Origin of the sequence: Mitsuokella sp. AF21-1AC (assembly GCF_003458855.1) — a bacterium.
Taxonomy (GTDB): Bacteria; Bacillota; Negativicutes; order Selenomonadales; family Selenomonadaceae; genus Mitsuokella.
On record NZ_QRVW01000013.1, the window covers coordinates 1 to 19,940 of the forward strand.

The 19,940-nt window shown below is 58.8% G+C and carries 20 protein-coding genes; 11 read left to right on the forward strand and 9 right to left on the reverse strand.

Annotated elements, in window-relative coordinates:
- Positions 1 to 42 precede the first annotated feature (42 nt).
- The 8 genes from rsmG to rpmH all read right to left on the reverse strand — a co-directional run bounded on the left by rsmG (position 43) and on the right by rpmH (position 6,507).
- A complete protein-coding gene (gene rsmG, locus DWX75_RS06160; protein WP_118015464.1) occupies positions 43 to 756 on the reverse strand; it encodes a 16S rRNA (guanine(527)-N(7))-methyltransferase RsmG in 714 nt (237 codons plus the stop codon).
- Between the two features lie 14 nt (positions 757 to 770).
- Positions 771 to 2,672, reverse strand: a complete 1,902-nt coding sequence (gene mnmG / locus DWX75_RS06165; RefSeq protein WP_118015465.1) for a tRNA uridine-5-carboxymethylaminomethyl(34) synthesis enzyme MnmG — start codon at positions 2,670 to 2,672, stop codon at positions 771 to 773.
- 48 nt (positions 2,673 to 2,720) lie between these two features.
- Entirely contained in the window at positions 2,721 to 4,103 is a 1,383-nt protein-coding gene (gene mnmE / locus DWX75_RS06170; protein ID WP_118015466.1) for a tRNA uridine-5-carboxymethylaminomethyl(34) synthesis GTPase MnmE, read from the reverse strand.
- Positions 4,104 to 4,186: 83 nt separating this feature from the next.
- A complete protein-coding gene (gene jag, locus DWX75_RS06175) occupies positions 4,187 to 4,942 on the reverse strand; it encodes an RNA-binding cell elongation regulator Jag/EloR (protein ID WP_118015467.1) in 756 nt (251 codons plus the stop codon).
- A gap of 1 nt (position 4,943) precedes the next feature.
- On the reverse strand, positions 4,944 to 5,618 hold the full coding sequence (locus DWX75_RS06180) for a YidC/Oxa1 family membrane protein insertase (protein ID WP_118015468.1): 675 nt from the start codon (positions 5,616 to 5,618) through the stop codon (positions 4,944 to 4,946).
- A gap of 82 nt (positions 5,619 to 5,700) precedes the next feature.
- The gene (gene yidD / locus DWX75_RS06185; RefSeq protein ID WP_118015521.1) at positions 5,701 to 5,910 is read right to left on the reverse strand and encodes a membrane protein insertion efficiency factor YidD; all 210 of its coding nucleotides are present in this window, start codon (positions 5,908 to 5,910) and stop codon (positions 5,701 to 5,703) included.
- Between the two features lie 6 nt (positions 5,911 to 5,916).
- Complete coding sequence (gene rnpA, locus DWX75_RS06190) at positions 5,917 to 6,291, reverse strand: ribonuclease P protein component (protein ID WP_118015469.1); 375 nt, start codon at positions 6,289 to 6,291, stop codon at positions 5,917 to 5,919.
- Positions 6,292 to 6,372: 81 nt separating this feature from the next.
- Positions 6,373 to 6,507, reverse strand: coding sequence for a 50S ribosomal protein L34 (rpmH, locus tag DWX75_RS06195; RefSeq protein WP_075429623.1), 135 nt, complete (start codon positions 6,505 to 6,507; stop codon positions 6,373 to 6,375).
- Positions 6,508 to 6,922: 415 nt separating this feature from the next.
- Here rpmH and dnaA point away from each other — a divergent pair, with 415 nt between their 5' ends.
- The 9 genes from dnaA to htpX all read left to right on the forward strand — a co-directional run bounded on the left by dnaA (position 6,923) and on the right by htpX (position 16,292).
- Positions 6,923 to 8,362 carry a chromosomal replication initiator protein DnaA gene (gene dnaA / locus DWX75_RS06200; RefSeq protein WP_118015470.1) on the forward strand — a complete coding sequence of 480 codons (1,440 nt, stop codon included), beginning with the start codon at positions 6,923 to 6,925 and terminating at the stop codon, positions 8,360 to 8,362.
- A gap of 266 nt (positions 8,363 to 8,628) precedes the next feature.
- Positions 8,629 to 9,741 (forward strand): DNA polymerase III subunit beta, encoded by a 1,113-nt coding sequence (gene dnaN, locus DWX75_RS06205; protein ID WP_118015471.1) that lies wholly within the window; start codon positions 8,629 to 8,631, stop codon positions 9,739 to 9,741.
- A 25-nt stretch (positions 9,742 to 9,766) separates the two neighbouring features.
- Positions 9,767 to 9,994: an RNA-binding S4 domain-containing protein gene (locus DWX75_RS06210; RefSeq protein ID WP_199497534.1), complete on the forward strand. Its 228-nt coding sequence runs from the start codon at positions 9,767 to 9,769 to the stop codon at positions 9,992 to 9,994.
- Between the two features lie 6 nt (positions 9,995 to 10,000).
- The gene (gene recF, locus DWX75_RS06215; protein WP_118015472.1) at positions 10,001 to 11,104 is read left to right on the forward strand and encodes a DNA replication/repair protein RecF; all 1,104 of its coding nucleotides are present in this window, start codon (positions 10,001 to 10,003) and stop codon (positions 11,102 to 11,104) included.
- Positions 11,105 to 11,108: 4 nt separating this feature from the next.
- Positions 11,109 to 12,125: a DUF721 domain-containing protein gene (locus DWX75_RS06220; RefSeq protein WP_118015473.1), complete on the forward strand. Its 1,017-nt coding sequence runs from the start codon at positions 11,109 to 11,111 to the stop codon at positions 12,123 to 12,125.
- Between the two features lie 5 nt (positions 12,126 to 12,130).
- Positions 12,131 to 12,394, forward strand: coding sequence for an extracellular matrix regulator RemB (gene remB / locus DWX75_RS06225; RefSeq protein WP_158558768.1), 264 nt, complete (start codon positions 12,131 to 12,133; stop codon positions 12,392 to 12,394).
- A 19-nt stretch (positions 12,395 to 12,413) separates the two neighbouring features.
- Positions 12,414 to 14,450, forward strand: coding sequence for a DNA topoisomerase (ATP-hydrolyzing) subunit B (gene gyrB / locus DWX75_RS06230; RefSeq protein ID WP_199497535.1), 2,037 nt, complete (start codon positions 12,414 to 12,416; stop codon positions 14,448 to 14,450).
- A gap of 229 nt (positions 14,451 to 14,679) precedes the next feature.
- Positions 14,680 to 15,384, forward strand: coding sequence for a YjbE family putative metal transport protein (locus DWX75_RS06235; RefSeq protein WP_233519496.1), 705 nt, complete (start codon positions 14,680 to 14,682; stop codon positions 15,382 to 15,384).
- A gap of 44 nt (positions 15,385 to 15,428) precedes the next feature.
- Positions 15,429 to 16,292 carry a zinc metalloprotease HtpX gene (gene htpX, locus DWX75_RS06240; protein ID WP_118015475.1) on the forward strand — a complete coding sequence of 288 codons (864 nt, stop codon included), beginning with the start codon at positions 15,429 to 15,431 and terminating at the stop codon, positions 16,290 to 16,292.
- Between the two features lie 205 nt (positions 16,293 to 16,497).
- Here htpX and DWX75_RS06245 read toward each other — a convergent pair whose 3' ends face one another.
- A complete protein-coding gene (locus DWX75_RS06245) occupies positions 16,498 to 17,139 on the reverse strand; it encodes an A24 family peptidase (RefSeq protein WP_233519497.1) in 642 nt (213 codons plus the stop codon).
- Positions 17,140 to 17,348: 209 nt separating this feature from the next.
- Here DWX75_RS06245 and cpaB point away from each other — a divergent pair, with 209 nt between their 5' ends.
- Both cpaB and DWX75_RS06255 read left to right on the forward strand, forming a co-directional pair.
- On the forward strand, positions 17,349 to 18,335 hold the full coding sequence (gene cpaB, locus DWX75_RS06250; protein ID WP_158558769.1) for a Flp pilus assembly protein CpaB: 987 nt from the start codon (positions 17,349 to 17,351) through the stop codon (positions 18,333 to 18,335).
- Positions 18,332 to 19,924: a type II and III secretion system protein family protein gene (locus tag DWX75_RS06255; RefSeq protein ID WP_118015478.1), complete on the forward strand. Its 1,593-nt coding sequence runs from the start codon at positions 18,332 to 18,334 to the stop codon at positions 19,922 to 19,924. Before cpaB ends, DWX75_RS06255 begins: the two co-directional genes overlap by 4 nt.
- Positions 19,925 to 19,940: the final 16 nt, after the last annotated feature.

Below are 19,940 nucleotides of genomic sequence, written 5' to 3' on the forward strand. Positions count from 1 at the left end.
CCCTCTTGTTTTTGGGGATCTGTTATTTCACAGCCCCTTTTGTTAAAGCGGATTCTTTGCCGGTGTGCCGGCCTTGCGCGGATAGGCCTTGGGGGTCGGCATAGTCTTGGTCACGGTGATGATGGCACGCTTGTCATCAAGGCCCGGCAGATGGACTTCGCGCACCTCCGTGTGGCTGCCGCCCATGACCCTGATGGCTTTCTGAGCCTCCTCGACTTCTTCGGCAAAAGCCCTGCCCTTGAGCGCGAGAAAGTGGCCGCCGCGTTTGACGAACGGCAGGCAGTATTCACAAAGGATGGGCAGCCGTGCGACGGCGCGCGAGACGGCAAGGTCAAACTGCTCGCGGTACTTCTTGTTGCGCGCCCCCTCCTCTGCCCTTGCATGGACGCATTCCACATCCTGCAGACCCAGCTCGTCGACGACCGTCTGCAGGAAGTTGACGCGCTTGTTCAGGGAATCCATGAGCGTCAGATGCACCTGCGGGCAGAAGATTTTGAGCGGCAGTCCCGGGAAGCCGGCGCCTGTGCCGACATCGATTATCGATATCTCACCTTTAAAGATAGCAGGATCATACGCGGAAAGCGAATCGACCATATGCTTGACAGCTACCTCATGTGCCTCTGTAATGGCAGTGAGATTCATTTTCTCATTCCATTCCACCAGCAGCTCATAGTAACGCGTGAACTGCGCGAGCTGCCGCTCACTCAGCGTCAGGCCGAAATCCTCTGCGGCCTTCTTCATCTCATCTTGAAACATCTTCACGCCCCCTCTCAAACCTTCGCATGTTCTGCATCGCGAAGCCGTTTCTGCTGCTCGAGCCAGACGAGCAGAACCGATACATCGGCCGGCGAAACACCGCTGATGCGGCCAGCCTGCCCGACCGACCGTGGACGGATGGCTGCGAGCTTTTCACGGGCCTCGTCGCGCAGGCTTGGCACATCCTGATAATCAATATCTTCCGGTAGGAGCTTCGCCTCGAGTTTCTCCATATGCGCTACCTGCTCGAGCTGCTTCTTGATATACCCTTCGTACAGGATGGACGTCTCGACCTGCTGCCGGACCTCGGGCGTGAGTTCCGGCAAATCCGGGTAGGCAGCGCGCAGTGTATCATAATCGACATCCTGACGGCGCAGCAGGTCAGCAAGCGGCTGTGCACTCTTGATGGGCTCGATGCCGGCAGCCTTCAGCCGGTCATTCGTCTCCTGGCTCGGATTGATGGCGGTACCCTTGAGCAGTTTCATCGCCTGCTCGATGGCCTCCTTCTTCTTCGTGAAGCGGGCCCAGCGGTCGTCTTTGACGAGGCCCACGCGGCGGCCGTGCGGTGTGAGTCTCAAATCCGCATTGTCCTGGCGCAGCAGCAGGCGGTATTCAGCCCGGCTCGTCATGATGCGGTACGGCTCATTCGTCCCCTTCGTCACGAGATCATCGATGAGCACGCCAATATACCCTTCGGACCGCTTGAGCACGAGCGGCTCCTGCCCTTTGATGAGCATGGCCGCATTGATGCCGGCGATGATGCCCTGGGCCGCAGCTTCCTCGTAGCCTGAGGTACCGTTGGCCTGACCGGCCGAGAAAAAGCCATGGATATCCTTGAATTCAAGCGTCGGCTTGAGCTGTGTCGGGTCGATGCAGTCGTATTCAATGGCATAGCCGGCGCGCATGACATGGGCATGCTCAAGGCCGGGGATGGTCTTGAGAAACGCGAGCTGGACATCCATCGGCATGCTCGTGCTCATGCCTTGCACATAAACCTCATTCGTGTGCAGGCCCTCCGGCTCGAGGAACAGCTGATGGCGGTCCTTATCGGGAAAGCGCAGGATCTTCGTCTCGATGGACGGGCAGTAGCGCGGGCCGATGCCCTCGATGATGCCGTTGGCCATCGGCGCACGGTCCATATTGTCGCGCAGAATCTTATGCGTCGCCTCATTCGTATATGTCAGCCAGCACGGCACCTGCTCGCGCGTCTTCACATCACTCATGAACGAGAAATTGCGCGCTTCTTCATCGCCGGGCTGGATCTGCATCTTCGCATAATCGAGCGTACGGCCGTCGACACGGGCCGGCGTGCCCGTCTTGAAGCGCATGAGGCGGATGCCCACCGCCTTGAGTGAATCCGAGAACTTCATGGCCGGGCGCTGCCCGTTCGGGCCGCCGCTGTACGTATGCTCCCCGACGATGATGCGTCCCTTGAGATACGTGCCCGTCGCCATGATGATCACGGGAGCCAGATAGACCTCCCCCGTCTCGACCACGACGCCGCTTACAGCCTTCTTGTCCTCAGTCAGGAGCAAATCGGTAATGAGAATCTGTTTTACGTCCAGATTTTCGGTATTCTCACAAGTCTCCTTCATCGTGAACTGGTAGAGCTTCTTGTCGGCCTGCGCGCGCAGTGCGTGGACGGCCGGGCCCTTGCCGGTATTGAGCATGCGGAACTGGATGCAGGTCTTGTCGGCATTGACGCCCATCTCGCCGCCGAGTGCATCCACTTCGCGCACGAGATGGCCCTTGCCCGGTCCTCCCACGGAAGGGTTGCAGGGCATCAGGGCGATATTGTCCATCGAAAGCGTCGCCAAAAGCGTCCGACAGCCGATGCGCGCCGCGGCGAGCGCCGCTTCCACGCCGGCATGGCCTGCACCGATGACGATGATATCGTATTTTCCAGCAGTAAACAACGATAACTCCTCCTTATTTATATAGTAACGATTGGCAAGCCATAATCCTTACTTGCCGATGCAGAATTTGCTGAAGATCTCATTAATGATATCCTCACCGACCGTCTCGCCTGTCAGTTCACCGAGCTTTTCCCAGGCCGAACGCAGGTCGATGGATATGAAATCCAGCCCCATGTCGGCCTCGATCGTCCGCAGTGACGCCTCAAGATGTGCGTCAGCCTGACGCAGTACCTCGGCCTGGCGGGCATCCGTGACAAAATCGCCTTCCTCACCGGCAGCTGCGCCGGCGTAAACGCGCGAGCGAATGCTTTCCACCAGGCGCGTGAAGCCGGCCTGCGTATGCGTCGAAATGGGAATGACCGTCTGGCGCGGGGCGCGTGCAGACAGGAGCTCGGGTGTCGTCACCATCGGCAGGTCGCATTTGTTGAGCAGAAGGATGGCATCGTGCTGCGCGCTGAGCGCGAGGATTTCCTCATCTTCGCGGCCGAGCGGGCGTGACGCGTCGAAAAGTGCCAGTACCAGAGAAGCCCGGTCCGCATACGAGCGGGCCTTCTCGACGCCGATGCGTTCGACGACATCATCCGTCGAGCGGATGCCGGCCGTGTCGATGATGCGCAGGGGGATGCCGCCGACATCGGCGTATTCCTCAATCGAATCGCGCGTCGTGCCGGGAATCTCCGTGACAATGGCCCGTTCCTCGCGGAGCAAAGAATTGAGCAGGCTGGACTTGCCGACATTCGGCTTGCCGATGATGGCCGTCATGAGTCCATCCCGCAGGATGCGTCCGGCATGTGCCGTTTTCAGTATGCCGGAAATTTTGTTGCGCATATCAACCACTTTTTTCTGTATATCGTAAGTCAGCACATCGTCCACTTCATCCTCCGGGAAATCGATGGCGGCTTCGATATGGGCAATCATGCCGAGTATATCGTGGCGCATCGCCTGGATGCCCTGTGAGAAATGTCCCGTCAGGTGCCCCGCAGCCATGGCCAGCGAAGCATCCGTGCGCGCTTCAATGATGTCCATGACGGCCTGAGCCTGCGACAGATCAAGCCGCCCGTTGAGGAAGGCGCGCTTCGTGAACTCGCCGCGCTCGGCGGGACGCGCTCCCTGCTGCCACGTCAGGGACAGGATCTTGCGCAGCGGCATCATGCCGCCATGGCATTGCAGTTCCACGACATCCTCCACCGTATACGAATGCGGCGCACGCATGACGAGGGCAATGGCCTCATCAACGACCCGCCCGTTCTCATCGATGATCCGGCCGTAAACGGCACGATAACTCTCCGTATCCGCCAATTTGCGGCCGCCGGCCGATTGAAAAACGGCCTCGGCCACTTCAATGGCATGCTCTCCGCTGATGCGGACAATGCCGATGCCGCCCTCTCCGCGAGGCGTGGCAATCGCACTGATGGTATCTCCCTGCTGCATGATACCCTTCCTTTCAAAAAAGCAAAAAGGGCTTGCTCCCAGGATAGGAGACAGCCCTTTCACAGCTCTCTGCATGATTTCTTTTATTCTCGTTTGTAATCGTCGCGCTCGCGGCGGCGACGCTTCGGCGCAATGACCACGTAGCGGCGCGGCTCTTCACCGGCACTATACGTCGACACCTTGCGGCTGTCCTGCAGCGCCATGTGGATGATCTTGCGCTCGTGGCGGTTCATCGGTTCGAGATGGATCTCCTGCCCGATGCGGCAGGCCTTCTCGGCCAAATGCCCCGCAAGGCGCGTCAGCGTCTCCTCGCGGCGCGCGCGGTAGCCCTCCACATCGAGGATGACGTGCAGGCGCTCCGAGCTCGTGCCGTGATTGGCCGCCAGATTTGCCAGATACTGCAGTGCATCGAGCGTCTGCCCGTGCTTGCCGATGAGGATACCGAGGTTCTTGCCTTCCAGATGGAAGATGATGCCATCCTCGTGCTCTTCGCGCACGAGCTCCACCTCGATCTTCATCGCGGCAAAGACATCCTCGAGGAATTTCCTTGCCCGCTGCTCCTGCTCAAGGAGCGTCGGCGCCGCAGCACCGGCTTCCTCGGCCAGACTTTCTTCGAGCTCCTCTACATCAGCCGATGCATCCGTAAGGGGCGCCTTTTCCGGCTCTTCCTGACGCACGCGGATGCGGGCCGGCTTGCGGCCCAGGATGCCCAGGAAACCGCGGGATGGCTGCTCGAGCACCGTGTACTCAAGGCTTTCCTCGCTGCAGCCGAGCGATGCGGCCGCGGCGGCCAATGCCGCCTCGACCGTCTTCCCCGTCCATTCCATGGTTTCTGCCATATCAGGCAGCCTCCTTTTTCTTGGTGTCGTTGCTATCGCGGTACATCCACCACTGCTGGGCAATCTGTACGATGTTCATCGTGACCCAGTAGAGCACGAGGCCCGAGGGGAAATTCAAGCTGATCCAGCCGATGAAGAGCGGCATAACCGTCATCATGATCTTCATCTGCTGATTCATTTCCGTCGTCGTCTGCTTCTGCTGCAGGAACGTCGTCAGTGCCGAGAGCACCGGCAGGATGTAGTACGGATCCGGATCAGACATGCTCGGCAGCCAGAGGAACTGCGCGGATTCCGGCGTCGGATACGTGAAATTGTACAGGGAATAGTACATGCCCATGAGAATCGGCATCTGGATGAGCAGCGGCAGGCAGCCTGCGAGCGGATTGACGCCGGCTTCCTTGTAGAGCGCGCCGACCTTCTGCTGCATGACCTGCGGATTGTCCTTGTACTTCTCCTGAATCTTCTTCATCTTCGGCGAAAGCTCCTGCATCGCCTTCATGGAACGAACCTGCTTTACCGTCAGCGGATAGAGGATCATCTTGATGACAATCGTCAGGAGGATGATGGCCACGCCGTAGCTGCCGGGGCCAACCAGCTCCGTGACATGGTAGAGGGCCTGCAGGACAACCTGCAGGATATGTTCAATCGGCTCGAAAATCGTTGCAAAGAAACCCAATGTATCACATCCTAATCTAAAAGAAACGTTATTAATTTGCACACACGATGCAGGCGGCAGGCGCCGCACATACAAGAATCATTCACGGTACAGGATCATAGCCGCCCTTGTGGAAGGGATGGCAGCGCAGGATGCGCTTCAAGGCCAGATAACCGCCGCGGCGGGCGCCGTAGCGCTCGATGGCGATGAGAGCATACTCCGAACAGGTCGGGACATAGCGGCAGGAAGGCGGCAGAAGCGGTGAGATAAAGCCGCGATAAAACCGCACGAGCAGCAGGAGCACCTTCTTCATCATCCGTCAGGACCTCTTTCCTCTATCCGGGACAGGCGATGCGAAAATGCCGGCCTTCTTCCCGACTTTCAGGAAAGCTTTCTCGACGACCTGGCACTTGGCTTCGACCATGGCCTTGCGTCCGACGAGGAGCAGGGCGACATCGTCGCGCAGAAGCTCCTGATGCAGCCGGTAACTTTCGCGCAGCAGACGCTTGACGCGATTGCGTACCACGGCACAGCCCAGCTTCTTGCCGGCAGCAAAGCCAACCCGCCCGCGGACATTCGCAGCCGGGAATACATAGAGCACAAAATACCGGTTCGCATACGAACGGCCAACCCGGTAGACACGCTGGAAATCACTGCGCCGCTTGATGATCCGTTTTCTCGGTAAGGTAAGCATTCGCAATTCCCCAAAAACAAACAGAAAAGTAAAACGCGTTCATCATAGTAAAAAAGGCCACCGAAGTGACCTCATCTCGATTTATGCCGAAAGCTTCTTTCTGCCGCGCTGGCGTCTTCTCTTCAGAACGAGACGGCCGCCCTTCGTCTTCATGCGCTCACGGAAGCCATGGGTCTGCTTTCTCCAATGGTTGTTCGGCTGATAAGTCTGTTTCATTCCCTCAACACCTCCTTTGGTTTTGCTGTTTTCTGAACTAAATGGCTGTATAGAAGCATAGTATCAGAATTTTAACTATGTCAAATTATAGACTAGCCGCTTGTGGAATGTCAAGGATTTTCCCTTGTCTTTTTCCCCCGGCCTGTGGATATTTCGCGCCTCATTGGGACTTGCTCACATAAAAACTGTTGATAAGTCCCCCTGATTTTGATAAGATATTGTTGATTATTGTGCGGAAAACCCATTGGTGCCCTGCCTGACAAGGCTCGCGAATCTCTAAGCAATATCCACGCTTCCCGCCTCAACCCCAGGAGAACCTTCGAGTTATCCACACGTGTGGATAAAAATGTGGATAAAATTATGCACCTGTGGAAAAAGTTTCTACATATTCTAATAGCAGGAAAGGATTTTTTTCATGGAGCAGACACAGCTGCAGGCTGTCTGGGAGCAGATCCTCACCAAGATGAAGGAATCGCTCGCCGAGTCAGCCTTCAAGTGGTTCGCATCAGTCAAACCGCTCTCCCTGGCTGACGACGAACTCATCCTCAGCGTGCAGAATGATCTCGTCAAGGACTGGATTACCAGCCATTACCTCACGATTGTCGAAGACGCCGTCAGTGCCGTCCTCGGCAGCAAGCATAAAGTGACACTCGAAATCATTCCAGCCGCCCCCGTCCCTGAAAAGCCAAAGGAAGAACCATCTCCGGCCGTCAGTACGCATACGGGCGGCCGCGCGAAAAAAGAAAACCCGGACCAGGGCTCGCTCTTCCAGGAGCAGCCGGCACCAGTCGTCGACAATGGCGACATGCACATCGTCGCCCCCGGCGACCGCTCTTCCCTGAACCCCAAATACACCTTCGAGACATTCGTAACCGGCAGTTCCAACCGCTTCGCTCATGCGGCGGCCATGGCTGTCGCCGAATCGCCAGGCAAGGTGTACAATCCGTTCTTCATGTACGGCGGCGTCGGACTCGGCAAGACGCACCTGATGCACGCCATCGGCAACCGCGTGCTGCAGAACCATCCTGAGATGCGCGTGCTCTACGTCTCGAGCGAACAGTTCACGAACGAAATCATCCGCGCGATCCAGGAAGGCAAGGCCGAGCTTTTCCGCCAGAAATACCGCACCATCGACATCCTGATGGTCGACGATATCCAGTTTCTCTCAGGCAAGCAGAGCACGCAGGAAGAATTCTTCAATACGTTCAACGCCCTGCACGTGGCGGACAAGCAGATCATCCTGTCATCCGACCGCCCGCCGCGCGAAGTGCAGAAGCTCGAAGACCGCCTGCGCTCCCGCTTTGAAGGCGGCCTGATCACCGATATCCAGGCGCCGGACCTCGAGACGCGCATCGCCATCCTCAAGAACAAGGCCCTGCTCGACCATGTCGACGTGCCGAACGATGTGCTGATGTTCATCGCCAACCGCATCGACAGCAACATCCGTGAGCTCGAAGGCGCGCTGACCCGTGTCGTCGCTTACGCCTCGCTCATCAAGAAGCCCGTGACAACCGAGGTCGTCGCCGAAGCGCTCAAGGATGTCTTCCCGAACAACCGCAAGAAAGAAGTGACGCTCGAGGTCATCCAGGAAATCGTCGCTTCCTACTTCAAGATCAGGATCGAGGACCTGCACGCGAAGAAGCGCACGCGCAGCATCGCCTTCCCGCGTCAGATTGCCATGTACCTTTGCCGCGAGCTCACCGATACGTCGCTGCCACAGATTGGCAACTTCTTCGGAGGCCGCGACCATACGACCGTCCTGCACGCTTACGATAAAATTAACAAGGAACGTGAGGACAACCCGAAGCTCCATAAGATTATCAACGACCTTATCGAGAGCATCCAGAAAATGTAAAAAAGCGAACCATACGACGTGGATAACCTTGTGGAGAACCCTATGGATTTCCTGTCGACACAATGTGGATAACCGAAAGGGGAGTTTACCGCCGTGGAAACTGTGGATAACCTCCCCTATTGTTATGAACAAGTTACCCACAGCAAACGGTGAACACCCAAGCGCCATACAGCCACTTATCCACTTTTCCACACGGCCTACTACTACGTCGGCTATTTATATATATATTTCAGTCCTATCATAGAAAAACAGAGAGAAGGCCCAACATGAAAATAACCTGCCAGAAAAATGAACTCGCCAATGCCCTGCAAATCGTATCGAAAGCCGTGGCCAACAAGCCGCAAACCCCCATCCTCTCAGGAATTTACCTCAAAGCAGCCAATGGCATCCTGGAACTCCAGGCCACCAATTATGAGATTGGACTCGTGGCACGCATCGAAGCAGACGTCACGGAAGAAGGGGAAATCGCCCTCGCAGGCCGTTATTTCCAGGAAGTTGTCCGCAAGCTGCCTGGGGATACCGTCAAACTTTCCTTCAATCGCGATGCCAACATCGTCCTGATTGAATCGAATCAGGCAAAATTCACGCTTCTTTCGATGAACGCCGCAGAATTCCCGACCATCAAACCATTTGAAGGCAACCTTTCCTTCAGCATCAAGGACAATATCCTGCGCGGACTCATCAAGAAAACGGTCTTTGCCTGCAGCAGCGATGAATCCCGTCCGGTCTTCACGGGCTGCTCGCTTGAAGTCACCGAGAACAAAGTCACGATGGCTGCAACAAACACACACCGTCTGGCCGTCAAAGCCGAGACGTTCGATCAGTCCATCGGCAACATCAAGATCATCATCCCCGCTCGTATCCTGCAGGAACTTCTCCACAACATGGTTTCGGATATCCCGACCGATGTCAAAGTAACCTGCTCGTACAACCAGATCAGCTTCTCCTTCGACAATCTCTACATGATGTCCCGCCTCATCGAGGGACAGTTCCCGAACTACCGCGGCGTCATCCCGCCGAAGTTCGCAACGCATGTCCTCGTCAACACGGCGGAGTTCAGTGCGGCCGTCGATCGTGTTTCCCTGATTTCCCGTTCGGGCGAATACAACATCATCAAGCTTGAATTCGATGGCCAGCAGATTCATATCACGTCGAACAATCCAGAAATCGGTAATGCCGAAGAGTACGTGCCGGCCGAGATCGATGGTCCGGCTCTCACCATCGCCTTCAATGCACAGTACATCATCGATGTGCTCAAGAACATCGATGGCCAGCAGTGCCGCATCAGCCTCAATCAACCGCTCTCGCCGGCTTCCATCCAGGAAGCTGAAGACGAGGCATTCATCTACATCGTGACGCCGGTGCGCACGGCTCACTGATTCTGCCACAGAGAAAGGACGCATCATGAATATCGAAAACGTCAAGATTGATACCGCAGAAATCCAGCTCGACCAATTCCTCAAATGGGCAGGCATCCTGCCCTCCTGCGGCGAAACGAAAATCCTCATTGAGGAACGCCGCATCAGGCGCAACGGCGAGGTCGAAAGCGCCCGCCGCCGCAAGCTCCATGACGGTGACATCATCGAGATCGAGGGCCTCGGAGCCTGGAAGGTCGTCCACGAAGAAGGATAAAAGAGAATGTATGTTCGTTCTATTAAGCTGAGAAATTATCGGAACTATAATGAGCTGAATCTCGAGCTTTCGCCGAGCATCAATATCTTTCTCGGGGCCAACGCCCAGGGCAAGACGAATATCGTCGAAGCCGTCTGCTATGCTTCCCTGGGCCGTTCGCACCGGACGCATGCCGATGCCGACCTCATCCGCTGGCAGGCGGATGACGCGAGCATCGAGCTGACCTTCGAGCGCCGCGGTGTCGCCAACAAGCTCGCCTTTGCGTTCAGCCGCAACAAGCGCCGCCGCATGCTGCTCAACGGGCAGACGATTCCCCTGAAGGAACTCGTCGGCAATCTCAATACCGTCCTCTTCTCTCCGGAGGACCTCTTCCTCATCAAGGGAGCGCCGGCTGGCCGCCGGCGCTTTTTAGACAGTGAGATCTCACAGGCGAGCCCTGCCTACTATCACGAGCTCCTGCAGTACAACCGCATCCTCTCGCAGCGCAATACGCTCTTGAAGCGCATCCGCGAACACCGGGCGGATGCCTCGATGCTTGACCTCTGGGATGTGCAGCTCGCCGCGAGTGCCGAGAAGATCACGCAGAAGCGCCAGGAAGCCGTGCGGAAGCTCAACATGCTCGCCAATCTCATGCAGCGCCGCATCTCCGGCGACCAGGAGAACCTCGCCGTGACCTACGAGATTGCCGGGCTCGAGCAGGAACACATGACAAAGCCTCTCGCTTCATGGTATAATGAAATGCTGGAGAAATGCCGCGGTACGGATATCCTGCGCGGCTCGACGAGCATCGGGCCGCATCACGATGACATGGTCCTCTTCGTCAACGGCATCAATCTGCGGACCTTCGGCTCGCAGGGGCAGCAGCGCACGGGCGTCCTCTCGCTGAAGCTCGCGGAACTGGAATTCTTGCGCTCGGAGACGGGCGAATACCCCATCCTGCTGCTCGATGACGTCATGAGCGAGCTCGACGCCCTGCGCCGGCGCCAGCTCCTGGACTTCATCCGCCGCGAGCGCATCCAGACGCTCATCACGGCCACGGATGCGGCTTACTTCCCGCAGGAACGCTTCGGCACGTATTATCAGGTGAAACAGGGAACCGTCTCGAGGTGATTGCATGGCAAGACGCATGCCGGGACTGGAGCATACGGCGACCATCATCCCGAAAGCCATTCATGCTCTTGGTCCGAAACAGGAAAAGGAGTTTTATGCGCACTGGGTGCTTTGGCACTGGGTGGACATTGCGGGCGACGCCATTGCACGCCATGTCAAGGTCATGGGCATCCGCAACAAGGTGCTCTATGCGACGAGCGATGATTCCGTCTGGGCGCAGGAGATCCGCATGATGATGCCGCAGATTGTCCAGAATGTCAACAACTATGCCGGACAGGCACTCATCAAGGAGATGCGCTTCGTCAAGAAATGGGAGAAGCCGGCCGTGCCGGACCGTTCGAGCGGAGGGACCTGGCTCGCACGAGACGCCGGTGAGGAAGAACCCGACATCGGCAGGAAGCGCCGCCAGATCCCCCTGACGGAGCAGGATATAGCCGACGCGCAGAGGCTGGCCGCAGGCATCGAGGATGAAGACCTGGCCATGTCCCTGCGCGGTCTCTACCGCAAGCAGCGCCAGCTCGACAAGCTGCACGCTCAGGAAGAATGGCATCCCTGCGCCTCATGCGGCAGGCTCTGTGCACCGGAAGACCGGCTCTGTCCGGCCTGCCGCATGAAGAAAGAGGAGGAGCTTCGCGCGAAGGTGCGCGGCGTGCTGCGGGACATCCCCTGGGCCCGCTACGCTGAGGTCCATGAATACGTGCCGGACTGCACGACCAAGATCGTCAATGAGCAGCGCGCCCTGCTCGTCCAGCAGCTGGCGTCCACTGTTGAGGTAACGGATACGGAGAGCCTCGCGGCCAAGAACCTCGTCATGCTCTACCGCTGCCTGCCGCCCGACAAGCTGACGGAGGAGGTCATGAAGCGCGCCATCTACGACCTGCGCTTCAACCTGCACCGCCCGAAGGACTACAAGGCTCCGCGGCGCTACGAGGTCGTCCCGCTGCGCCATGCTGAACACGGCAGGAAGGCGGCAGCCTCCAGGCCGCGGGGCGCACAAGACGTGCAAGAAAAGAAAGGATGAGCGTCATGTTCCTGCATCTTGGCAACGGTGCCTCTGTGCGCACCAAGGATATCATCGCCATCTACGACTACGAGATGTTCCGTGACGGCGACAATGCACGTTTTTTGGAGAGACGGCGCCGGGAAGGCCGCGTCCTGCGGGCCGACGCCACGCGGGAGATGATCAAGTCCCTCGTGATCACACCAGACAAGATGTATCTGTCCGTCATATCGCCGGCCACACTCAGGCGGCGCTCACGGCAGATTTTCGATATGGATACTTCTGAATGATTGGAGCGTAGAAGATTTTATGGCAAACGATAACGATAAGAAAACGATCGACTTGACGCCGGCTGAGCCTGCCGTGCAGGAGGATTTGACGGATAAGGACCTCGATACCACGGGCGTTGAGATCCACCGCGATGAATCGAGTGCAGAGGTCACGGCCGTTGACGCCGATTACGGCGCCGAGCAGATCCAGATCCTTGAAGGCCTCGAGGCCGTCCGCATGCGTCCGGGCATGTACATCGGCAGCACGTCGGAGCGCGGCCTGCATCACCTCGTCTATGAAGTCGTCGACAACTCCATCGATGAGGCCCTGGCCGGCTACTGCGACCACATCGAGGTCACGATCGAGAAGGACAACAGCATCACAGTCGTCGACAATGGTCGCGGCATCCCGGTTGATATGCACGAGAGCGGCAAGCCCGCCGTTGAGGTCGTTCTGACCGTCCTGCACGCGGGCGGCAAATTCGGCGGCGATGGCTACAAGGTATCGGGCGGCCTGCACGGCGTCGGCGTCTCCGTCGTCAACGCCCTCTCGACGAGCATGGAAGTCCAGGTCAAGCGCGACGGCAAGATTTATGAGATTGCCTTCAAGCGCGGCGTTACCGTGAAGCCGCTGACGGTTGTCGGCACGACGGAAGAGACGGGCACGCGCGTCCACTTCGTACCGGACCCGGAAATCTTCTCGGTCACGACCTACAGCTACGAGACGCTGCGCCATCGCTTGCGCGAGCTCGCCTTTCTGAATCACGGCATCACGATCAGCCTTGCAGACGACCGCGTCGATCCTGTCAAGAACGAGACGTTCCATTTCGAAGGCGGCATCAGCTCCTTTGTCGAGCATCTCAACCGCAAGAAAGAGAAGCTCAACCCGGAGCCCATCTACTTCAACGGCGTCAAGGACGATACGGTCGTCGAGATCGCCATGCAGTACAACGACAGCTACCAGGAGAACATCTACTCCTTCGTCAACAACATCAACACCGAAGAGGGCGGCACGCACCTTGCGGGCTTCAAGCTCGCGCTGACGCGTGCAGCCAATGACTTCGCACGCAAGCAGGGCATCCTCAAGGACAAGGACGCCAATCTCTCGGGTGACGACGTCCGCGAGGGACTGACGTGCGTCATCAGCCTCAAGATTCGCGAGCCGCAGTTCGAGGGCCAGACGAAGACGAAGCTCGGCAACTCCGAGGTGCGCGGCATCGTCGACTCCATCGTCACCGAGGGCCTCTCCGAATACTTCGAGGAGAACCCCGTCATCACGAAGAAAATCATCGAGAAGGCCATCATGGCCGCCCGCGCCCGCGAAGCTGCCCGCAAGGCCCGCGAGCTCACGCGCCGCAAGAACGCTCTCGAGGTATCGAGCCTGCCGGGCAAACTCGCGGACTGCTCCATCAAGGACCCGGAGCAGGCCGAGATTTACCTCGTCGAGGGTGATTCCGCAGGCGGCTCGGCCAAGCAGGGCCGCGACCGCCGCTTCCAGGCCATCCTGCCGCTGCGCGGCAAGATCCTCAACGTCGAGAAGGCACGCCTCGACAAGATCTTCGCGAATGCCGAGATTCGCACGATGATCACGGCCTTCGGTACGGGCATCAGCGAGGACTTCGACATCTCGAAGCGCCGCTACGGCAAAATCATCATCATGACGGATGCCGATGTTGACGGCGCGCACATCCGCACGCTGCTCCTGACCTTCCTCTACCGCTACATGAAGCCGCTCATCGAGCACGGCCATGTCTACATCGCTCAGCCTCCGCTCTATCAGATCCGCAAGGGCAAGAAGCACTGGTACACCTACAGTGATGACGAGCTCTCGCGCAAGCTCGACGAGGTCGGCCGCGACGGCGTTACCGTCCAGCGCTACAAAGGCCTTGGCGAGATGAATCCGGAGCAGCTCTGGGAAACGACCATGGATCCCGAGGGCCGCACGATGCTGCGCGTCGAGATGGAGGATGCCGAGGAAGCCGATGAGCTCTTCACGATCCTCATGGGCGACAAGGTCGAGCCGCGCCGCCAGTTCATCGAGGAGAACGCCAAGCTCGTGCGCAACCTCGATATCTGATTTTTTGACTTTTACTTGCCAAAGCCGCTGCATTGTGCTATATTGAGATTATGAAATATGCATACTTCCAACAGGGGGAGTAGCTGAACGACCACCATCGTCAGTACGGACATGAGCTGTCCCGGTGTGGCCGGCGCGAGTAAGCAAGACCCTGCCCTATCCAACCGCTCGGCGGCAGGTAGGGCAGGGTTTTTCGTATATTTCGTCACATCTTGGGGGAGTGATACTTTTGGATAATCTGTTTGCAGGCATGTTCTCGCCGGAGTGGCTGGCTGCGCTCTCGGGCATCCTGCTGCTGGACCTGCTGCTGTCGGGCGACAACGCGATCCTCATCGCGCTGGCCTGCAAGAATCTGCCGCAGCACAACCGGCGCAAGGCCATCATCGCGGGCGGCCTCGGCGCCGTGGGCATCCGCATCGTCTGCACCCTGTTCGCCACGGGGCTGCTCGCCTCGCCTTACGTCGAATTTGTCGGCGGCGCCGCACTGCTCTTCATCGCCGTGCGCCTCCTGACGGACCGTCACGATGAAAAGCCCGGCGAGGGGAAAAAGCAGCCGGCCACCTTCGGCGAGGCCGTGCGCACCATCCTCATTGCGGATTTCATTATGAGCATCGACAACATCCTGTCGCTCGCCGGCGTCGCGAATACCGTGCCGCACGGCAAGTGGAGCCTCATCATCTGCGGCCTCATGATCTCCATCCCCATCGTGCTGTTCGGCGCACAGATCTTCCTGATGATCATGCTGAAAGTGCCCGCGCTCATCTATCTCGGCGCCGGCATTCTCGGCTGGACCTCGGCCGAACTCATGACGGAAGACCCCGCCGTCGGTGCTTTCCTCACCCCCTACGCACTCCCGCTCAAGATAGGCTTTGTCATCCTCGTACTTGCTGCGGGATACTGCCTGAACCGCCGTGCCGCGCAGAAGAACGCCTGACGGCAGCTTACCTTTTGCCTTTTTCTGTTGAAGGAGGAGTTTTTATGAATAACCTCAAGACCTTGTTCCTCATGGTGCTCATGGCCGCTCTGATGATCTTCATCGGCGGGCTCGTGGGCGGCCGCAGCGGCATGATGATCATGCTCATCATCTCGCTGGCCATGAATGCCTATACCTACTGGTGCAGTGATTCCCTCGTGCTGCGTTCCACGGGTGCGCAGGAAGTCACGCGCGAAGAAGCGCCGCAGCTCTACGCGCTCGTCGAGCGCCTCGCGGAGCGCGCTGGCCTGCCGATGCCGCGCGTCTGCATCATCGATACGGACGTGCCGAATGCCTTCGCGACCGGCCGTGATCCCTCGCATGCCGCCGTGGCCGTCACGACGGGCATCATGCGCGTCCTCGACTACGACGAGCTCTCAGGAGTCCTCGCACATGAGCTCTCCCACGTCAAGAACCGCGACATCCTGACCTCGACGGTCGTCGCCATGATGGCCACGGTCATCGGCTACGTGGCGCAGTTCTTCGCGTTCTTCGGCGGTGGCAGCAGCGACGACGAGGGCAGCAGCGGCAACATCCTCGTGAGCCTGGCCGTCATCATCCTGGCCCCGCTTGCCGCCCTGCTCATTCAGATGGCCATCTCGCGTTCGCGTGAATACGAGGCCGACAAGGATGGCGGCGAGATCTGCGGCAACCCGAATTACCTCGCCGCAGCTCTCGAGAAAATCGACTACTACGCCACGCACGCTGCCCCGATGCCGGAAGCTCAGCCGGCCACGGCACACATGTACATCGTCAACCCGTTTGAGGGCACCGGCAAAGCCATCACCAAACTCTTCAGCACGCACCCCGACACCGCCGACCGCATCGCCCGCCTCCACGAACAAGCCCGCGAAATGCGCGTCCGCTGAGCGTTCCCCGTGCGCTGCGCTGCTTGCTGCACGCGCTGCACGCATTGTTCTGCCGCAGGGGAAGATTCCCCAAGCCGTCTCCCGCAGGGCGCGAAGCGCGGGATGCCGGTGGCATCCCCGGGGAAGGGGGACCGCGCAGCGGTGGAAGAGAAAAGCCTTGCTGCTGGCAACTGCCAGTGGCAAGGCTTTTTGCATGCGCGTGCATTCAGAGCAGCGTAAACGCCAGCGCACTCAGCGTAAAATACGGCCCGTACGCGAAATAATCCTGACGCCCCTTCTTCTTCGTCACGAGCATGATGATTGCGGCAATGCCGGCAAGCACCACACCCGAAATCACGATCGTCAGCAGCATATCCGTGCCGAGCCACAGCCCGAGCACCGCAATGAGCTTGATATCGCCGCCGCCAATCCCTCCGTGCGTCACGATGGCCAGCAGCAGGAACACGATGCCGCCGACCGCTGCCGCCTCAATATGATCCGTCACAACGCGCTCGAGCACCGGCAGCGAGATCACGCCGAGCACGGCAAACGGGATCATCATGCGGTCAAACATGACATGCTGCTCCATATCGGTCCAGGTGTAGAGCAGCATGAAATATTGGAACACGAGCAAAAATGCCAGGCGCAGCGGATGCAGATGATGCATCGTGATGAGCGTGAACGCGAAGAGCAGGAAAAGCGTCGGGATGAACTCCCGCGGGCGGCGCGCCTGCTGAGAAGCCACCTTGTCCGGAAAGCTCAGGATGGCCGTGGACTTCTGGTACAGGGCATCAATCCAGCGGCAGCCGAGCAAGCCGCTTCCCGCGGCGAGCAGCCCGGCCAGTACGCATTTCATCAAGATGAACATGATAAGACCCCCAAGAATATAAGCTAGGTATCATCTGTCCCCTATCCTAGCAAAAACCGGCACAATCGTCAAAAAAGTTGAACCAACTTATAGCGGATATGGTATACTGGATATTAAAGAATGGGGAATGTTGCATCATCCCCGGCAGCAAGGAATACAGCATTCATCGTCGAACGCTTCGACCAAACGATTACAGAAGGAATGACAGTATGGCAAATCGTATGAAATTTGCGGAACGCATCCGCGAATTCCTGGACAAAATTACATATCGTCAATGGGTCATCGCAGCTGCCGTTGTCAGCTGCCTGCTCGGCCTCATGGTTTACTTCGCGATGTCCGGCTCGGACGAAAAGCCCGTAGCCAAGACCCCGTCGAACCTCGTGCAGGTCGTCGCGGCCAAGCAGGATATCCCCGAGCGCACCGTCGTCAAGGAAGACATGCTGAAGGTCGTCGAAGTCCCGAGTGACATGGTGCCCGAAGGCGCCTTTCACGACGTGGCGGACGCCATCGACCATCCGGCCAGCACGGCCATCCAGCAGGGCGACATCGTGACCTCACGCAAGGTCTACAGCGACATCCGCATGGCCGGCTTCACCGGCATCATCCCGCCGGACTGCCGCGCCGTCACGATTCCCATCTCCGATGTCACGGGCGTTTCCGGCTTTGCACATCCCGGCGACTACGTGGACATCATGGTCATCACGGGCTCCAAGGAAAGCGGCATGAACGGCCGCATCATCCTGCAGAACGTCCTCCTGCTCGGCATCAACAAGAATGCCAATCTGCCGGCAGCCAGCACCGATTCAAGCGGCAACACGAGCACGAGCACCAAGGCGGCCTCGGACAGCATGGCGACGGCTACCGTGGCGCTCAAGCCCGCCGAAGCCCTCAAGCTGGCCGTGGCCTCCCAGGAAGGCACGCTCTACCTGGACCTCCGCCCCTTCAAGCCGCGCGACATGTACACCTTTGATACCGACTACACGGGCGTGCCGCAGGGCACGGGCGGCTCCCAGAATCAGCCGGCACCGCCGGCCTCCTCGGCTCCTGCCCCATCCTACAGCTACAGCGCACCGGCGGCACAGTCGGCGCCCCCCTCTGTCCCATCTGCGGGCTCCGCGGGCGGCCCCGTCCCCGTCCTCGGGCATACCATCGAAGTCATCCGCGGCGTGACCGCAACGAGGGAGGGAGTCAAATGAAAAACGCCTTATTCGGCCTGGCCGCAGGCACCCTGGCTGTGACGGCCGTACTGGCCCCGGCTCCCGCCTATGCGCAGTACACGCCGGTCTCCATCGACCTCAACCAGTCGTATTATCTCAACACGGGCCGCAGCATCACGCGCGTGGCCATTGCCAATCCGAAAATCGCCGACGTCAGCCTCGTCGACCGCTCCTCGCTCAACATCATCGGCATCTCGCCGGGCACGACGACTCTGAACGTCTGGGCCAGCAACGGCTACCGCTACGAATATCGCGTCACCGTCTCCAATCAGGACTCGGGCCTCGCGAAGATCGTCCAGGAAGCCATTGACCTGCCGGGCGTCCGCGTCCAGATGATCGGCGGCAAGATTCTCCTGCGCGGTGCCGTCAAGAACCAGTACGAGCGCGACCTCGCCTACAAGATCGCCAAGCTCTATGCGGGCACGGGCAGCAGCACGGGCGGCTCCTCCTCCGGCAAGAGTCAGAGCAGCTCCTCGTCCTCGGGCAGCGGCTCGCTGCAGTCGCTGGGTTCGAGCCTCGGCTCCTCGGACGACTCGCGCGGCGACATCGACGATTCCGTCGTCAACATGCTCGAGATGACGAATCCCGACCAGATTAACATCGAGGCGATGTTCGTCGAGCTGAGCTCGACCGATGCCAAGAACCTCGGCATCAACTACACCTCGCAGGATATGAGCGATACGGATAATAATGGCATCACCATGAACAACGCCGGCACGTTCTATGCCGGTGAATCGTACGGCAGCCAGCGCAGCGCCGGCAGCCACTGGTACAACCGCAACTGGCTCTTCACGCATTTCTCGAAGATCAACGCCGAGATCCATGCGCTCATCGAGAACGGCAAGGCCCGCGTCGTCTCGCGTCCGAATGTCACGACCATGAGCGGCAAGGACGCCAAAATCCTCATCGGCGGCGAGATTCCGTATGAATCCTCGAACGGCTTTGGCTCGACGACGACGGAATACAAGGAATACGGCATCGGCCTCGACCTCAAGGCCCCGACGGTTGACCAGGACGGCAACATCACGACGGAGCTCGAGACGCAGGTCAGCCGCCTCGACTGGAACAACGCCGTCACGAAAGACGGCTACCGCATGCCGGGCATCGCGACTCGCTCCGCCTACACGACCGTCAACATCCCTTCGGGCATGACCATGGTTATCGGCGGCCTGCTGAATTCCGACGACGCCAAGACCATTCAGAAAGTGCCGCTGCTCGGCAACATCCCGCTGATCGGCGAACTCTTCAAATACCACAACAACTCGCATACGCGCACGGAAATCATTGTCCTGATTACGCCGCGCGTCGTCAGCGAAGAAACACCGGCCCGCATGTCGGCTGATATGGAGGATGCCTACAATGACAGCCGCCGTGAAGACCGCAGCATGAAGCAGGTCGACCTCAACGGCGAAATCCCCGAGAAATCCAACGAGCAGCTGGCCAAAGAAGCCAAAGCCGCATCTAAGTCCTCAGCCCTGACCACAAGGGTCGAGACAGAAAGCAGCGAAGCCCCCGGCGACCGCATCAAAGCGAGCGCCCGCGAGATCCTCAGCCACATGGACAAATAAAGCTCTGGCGCCCGAG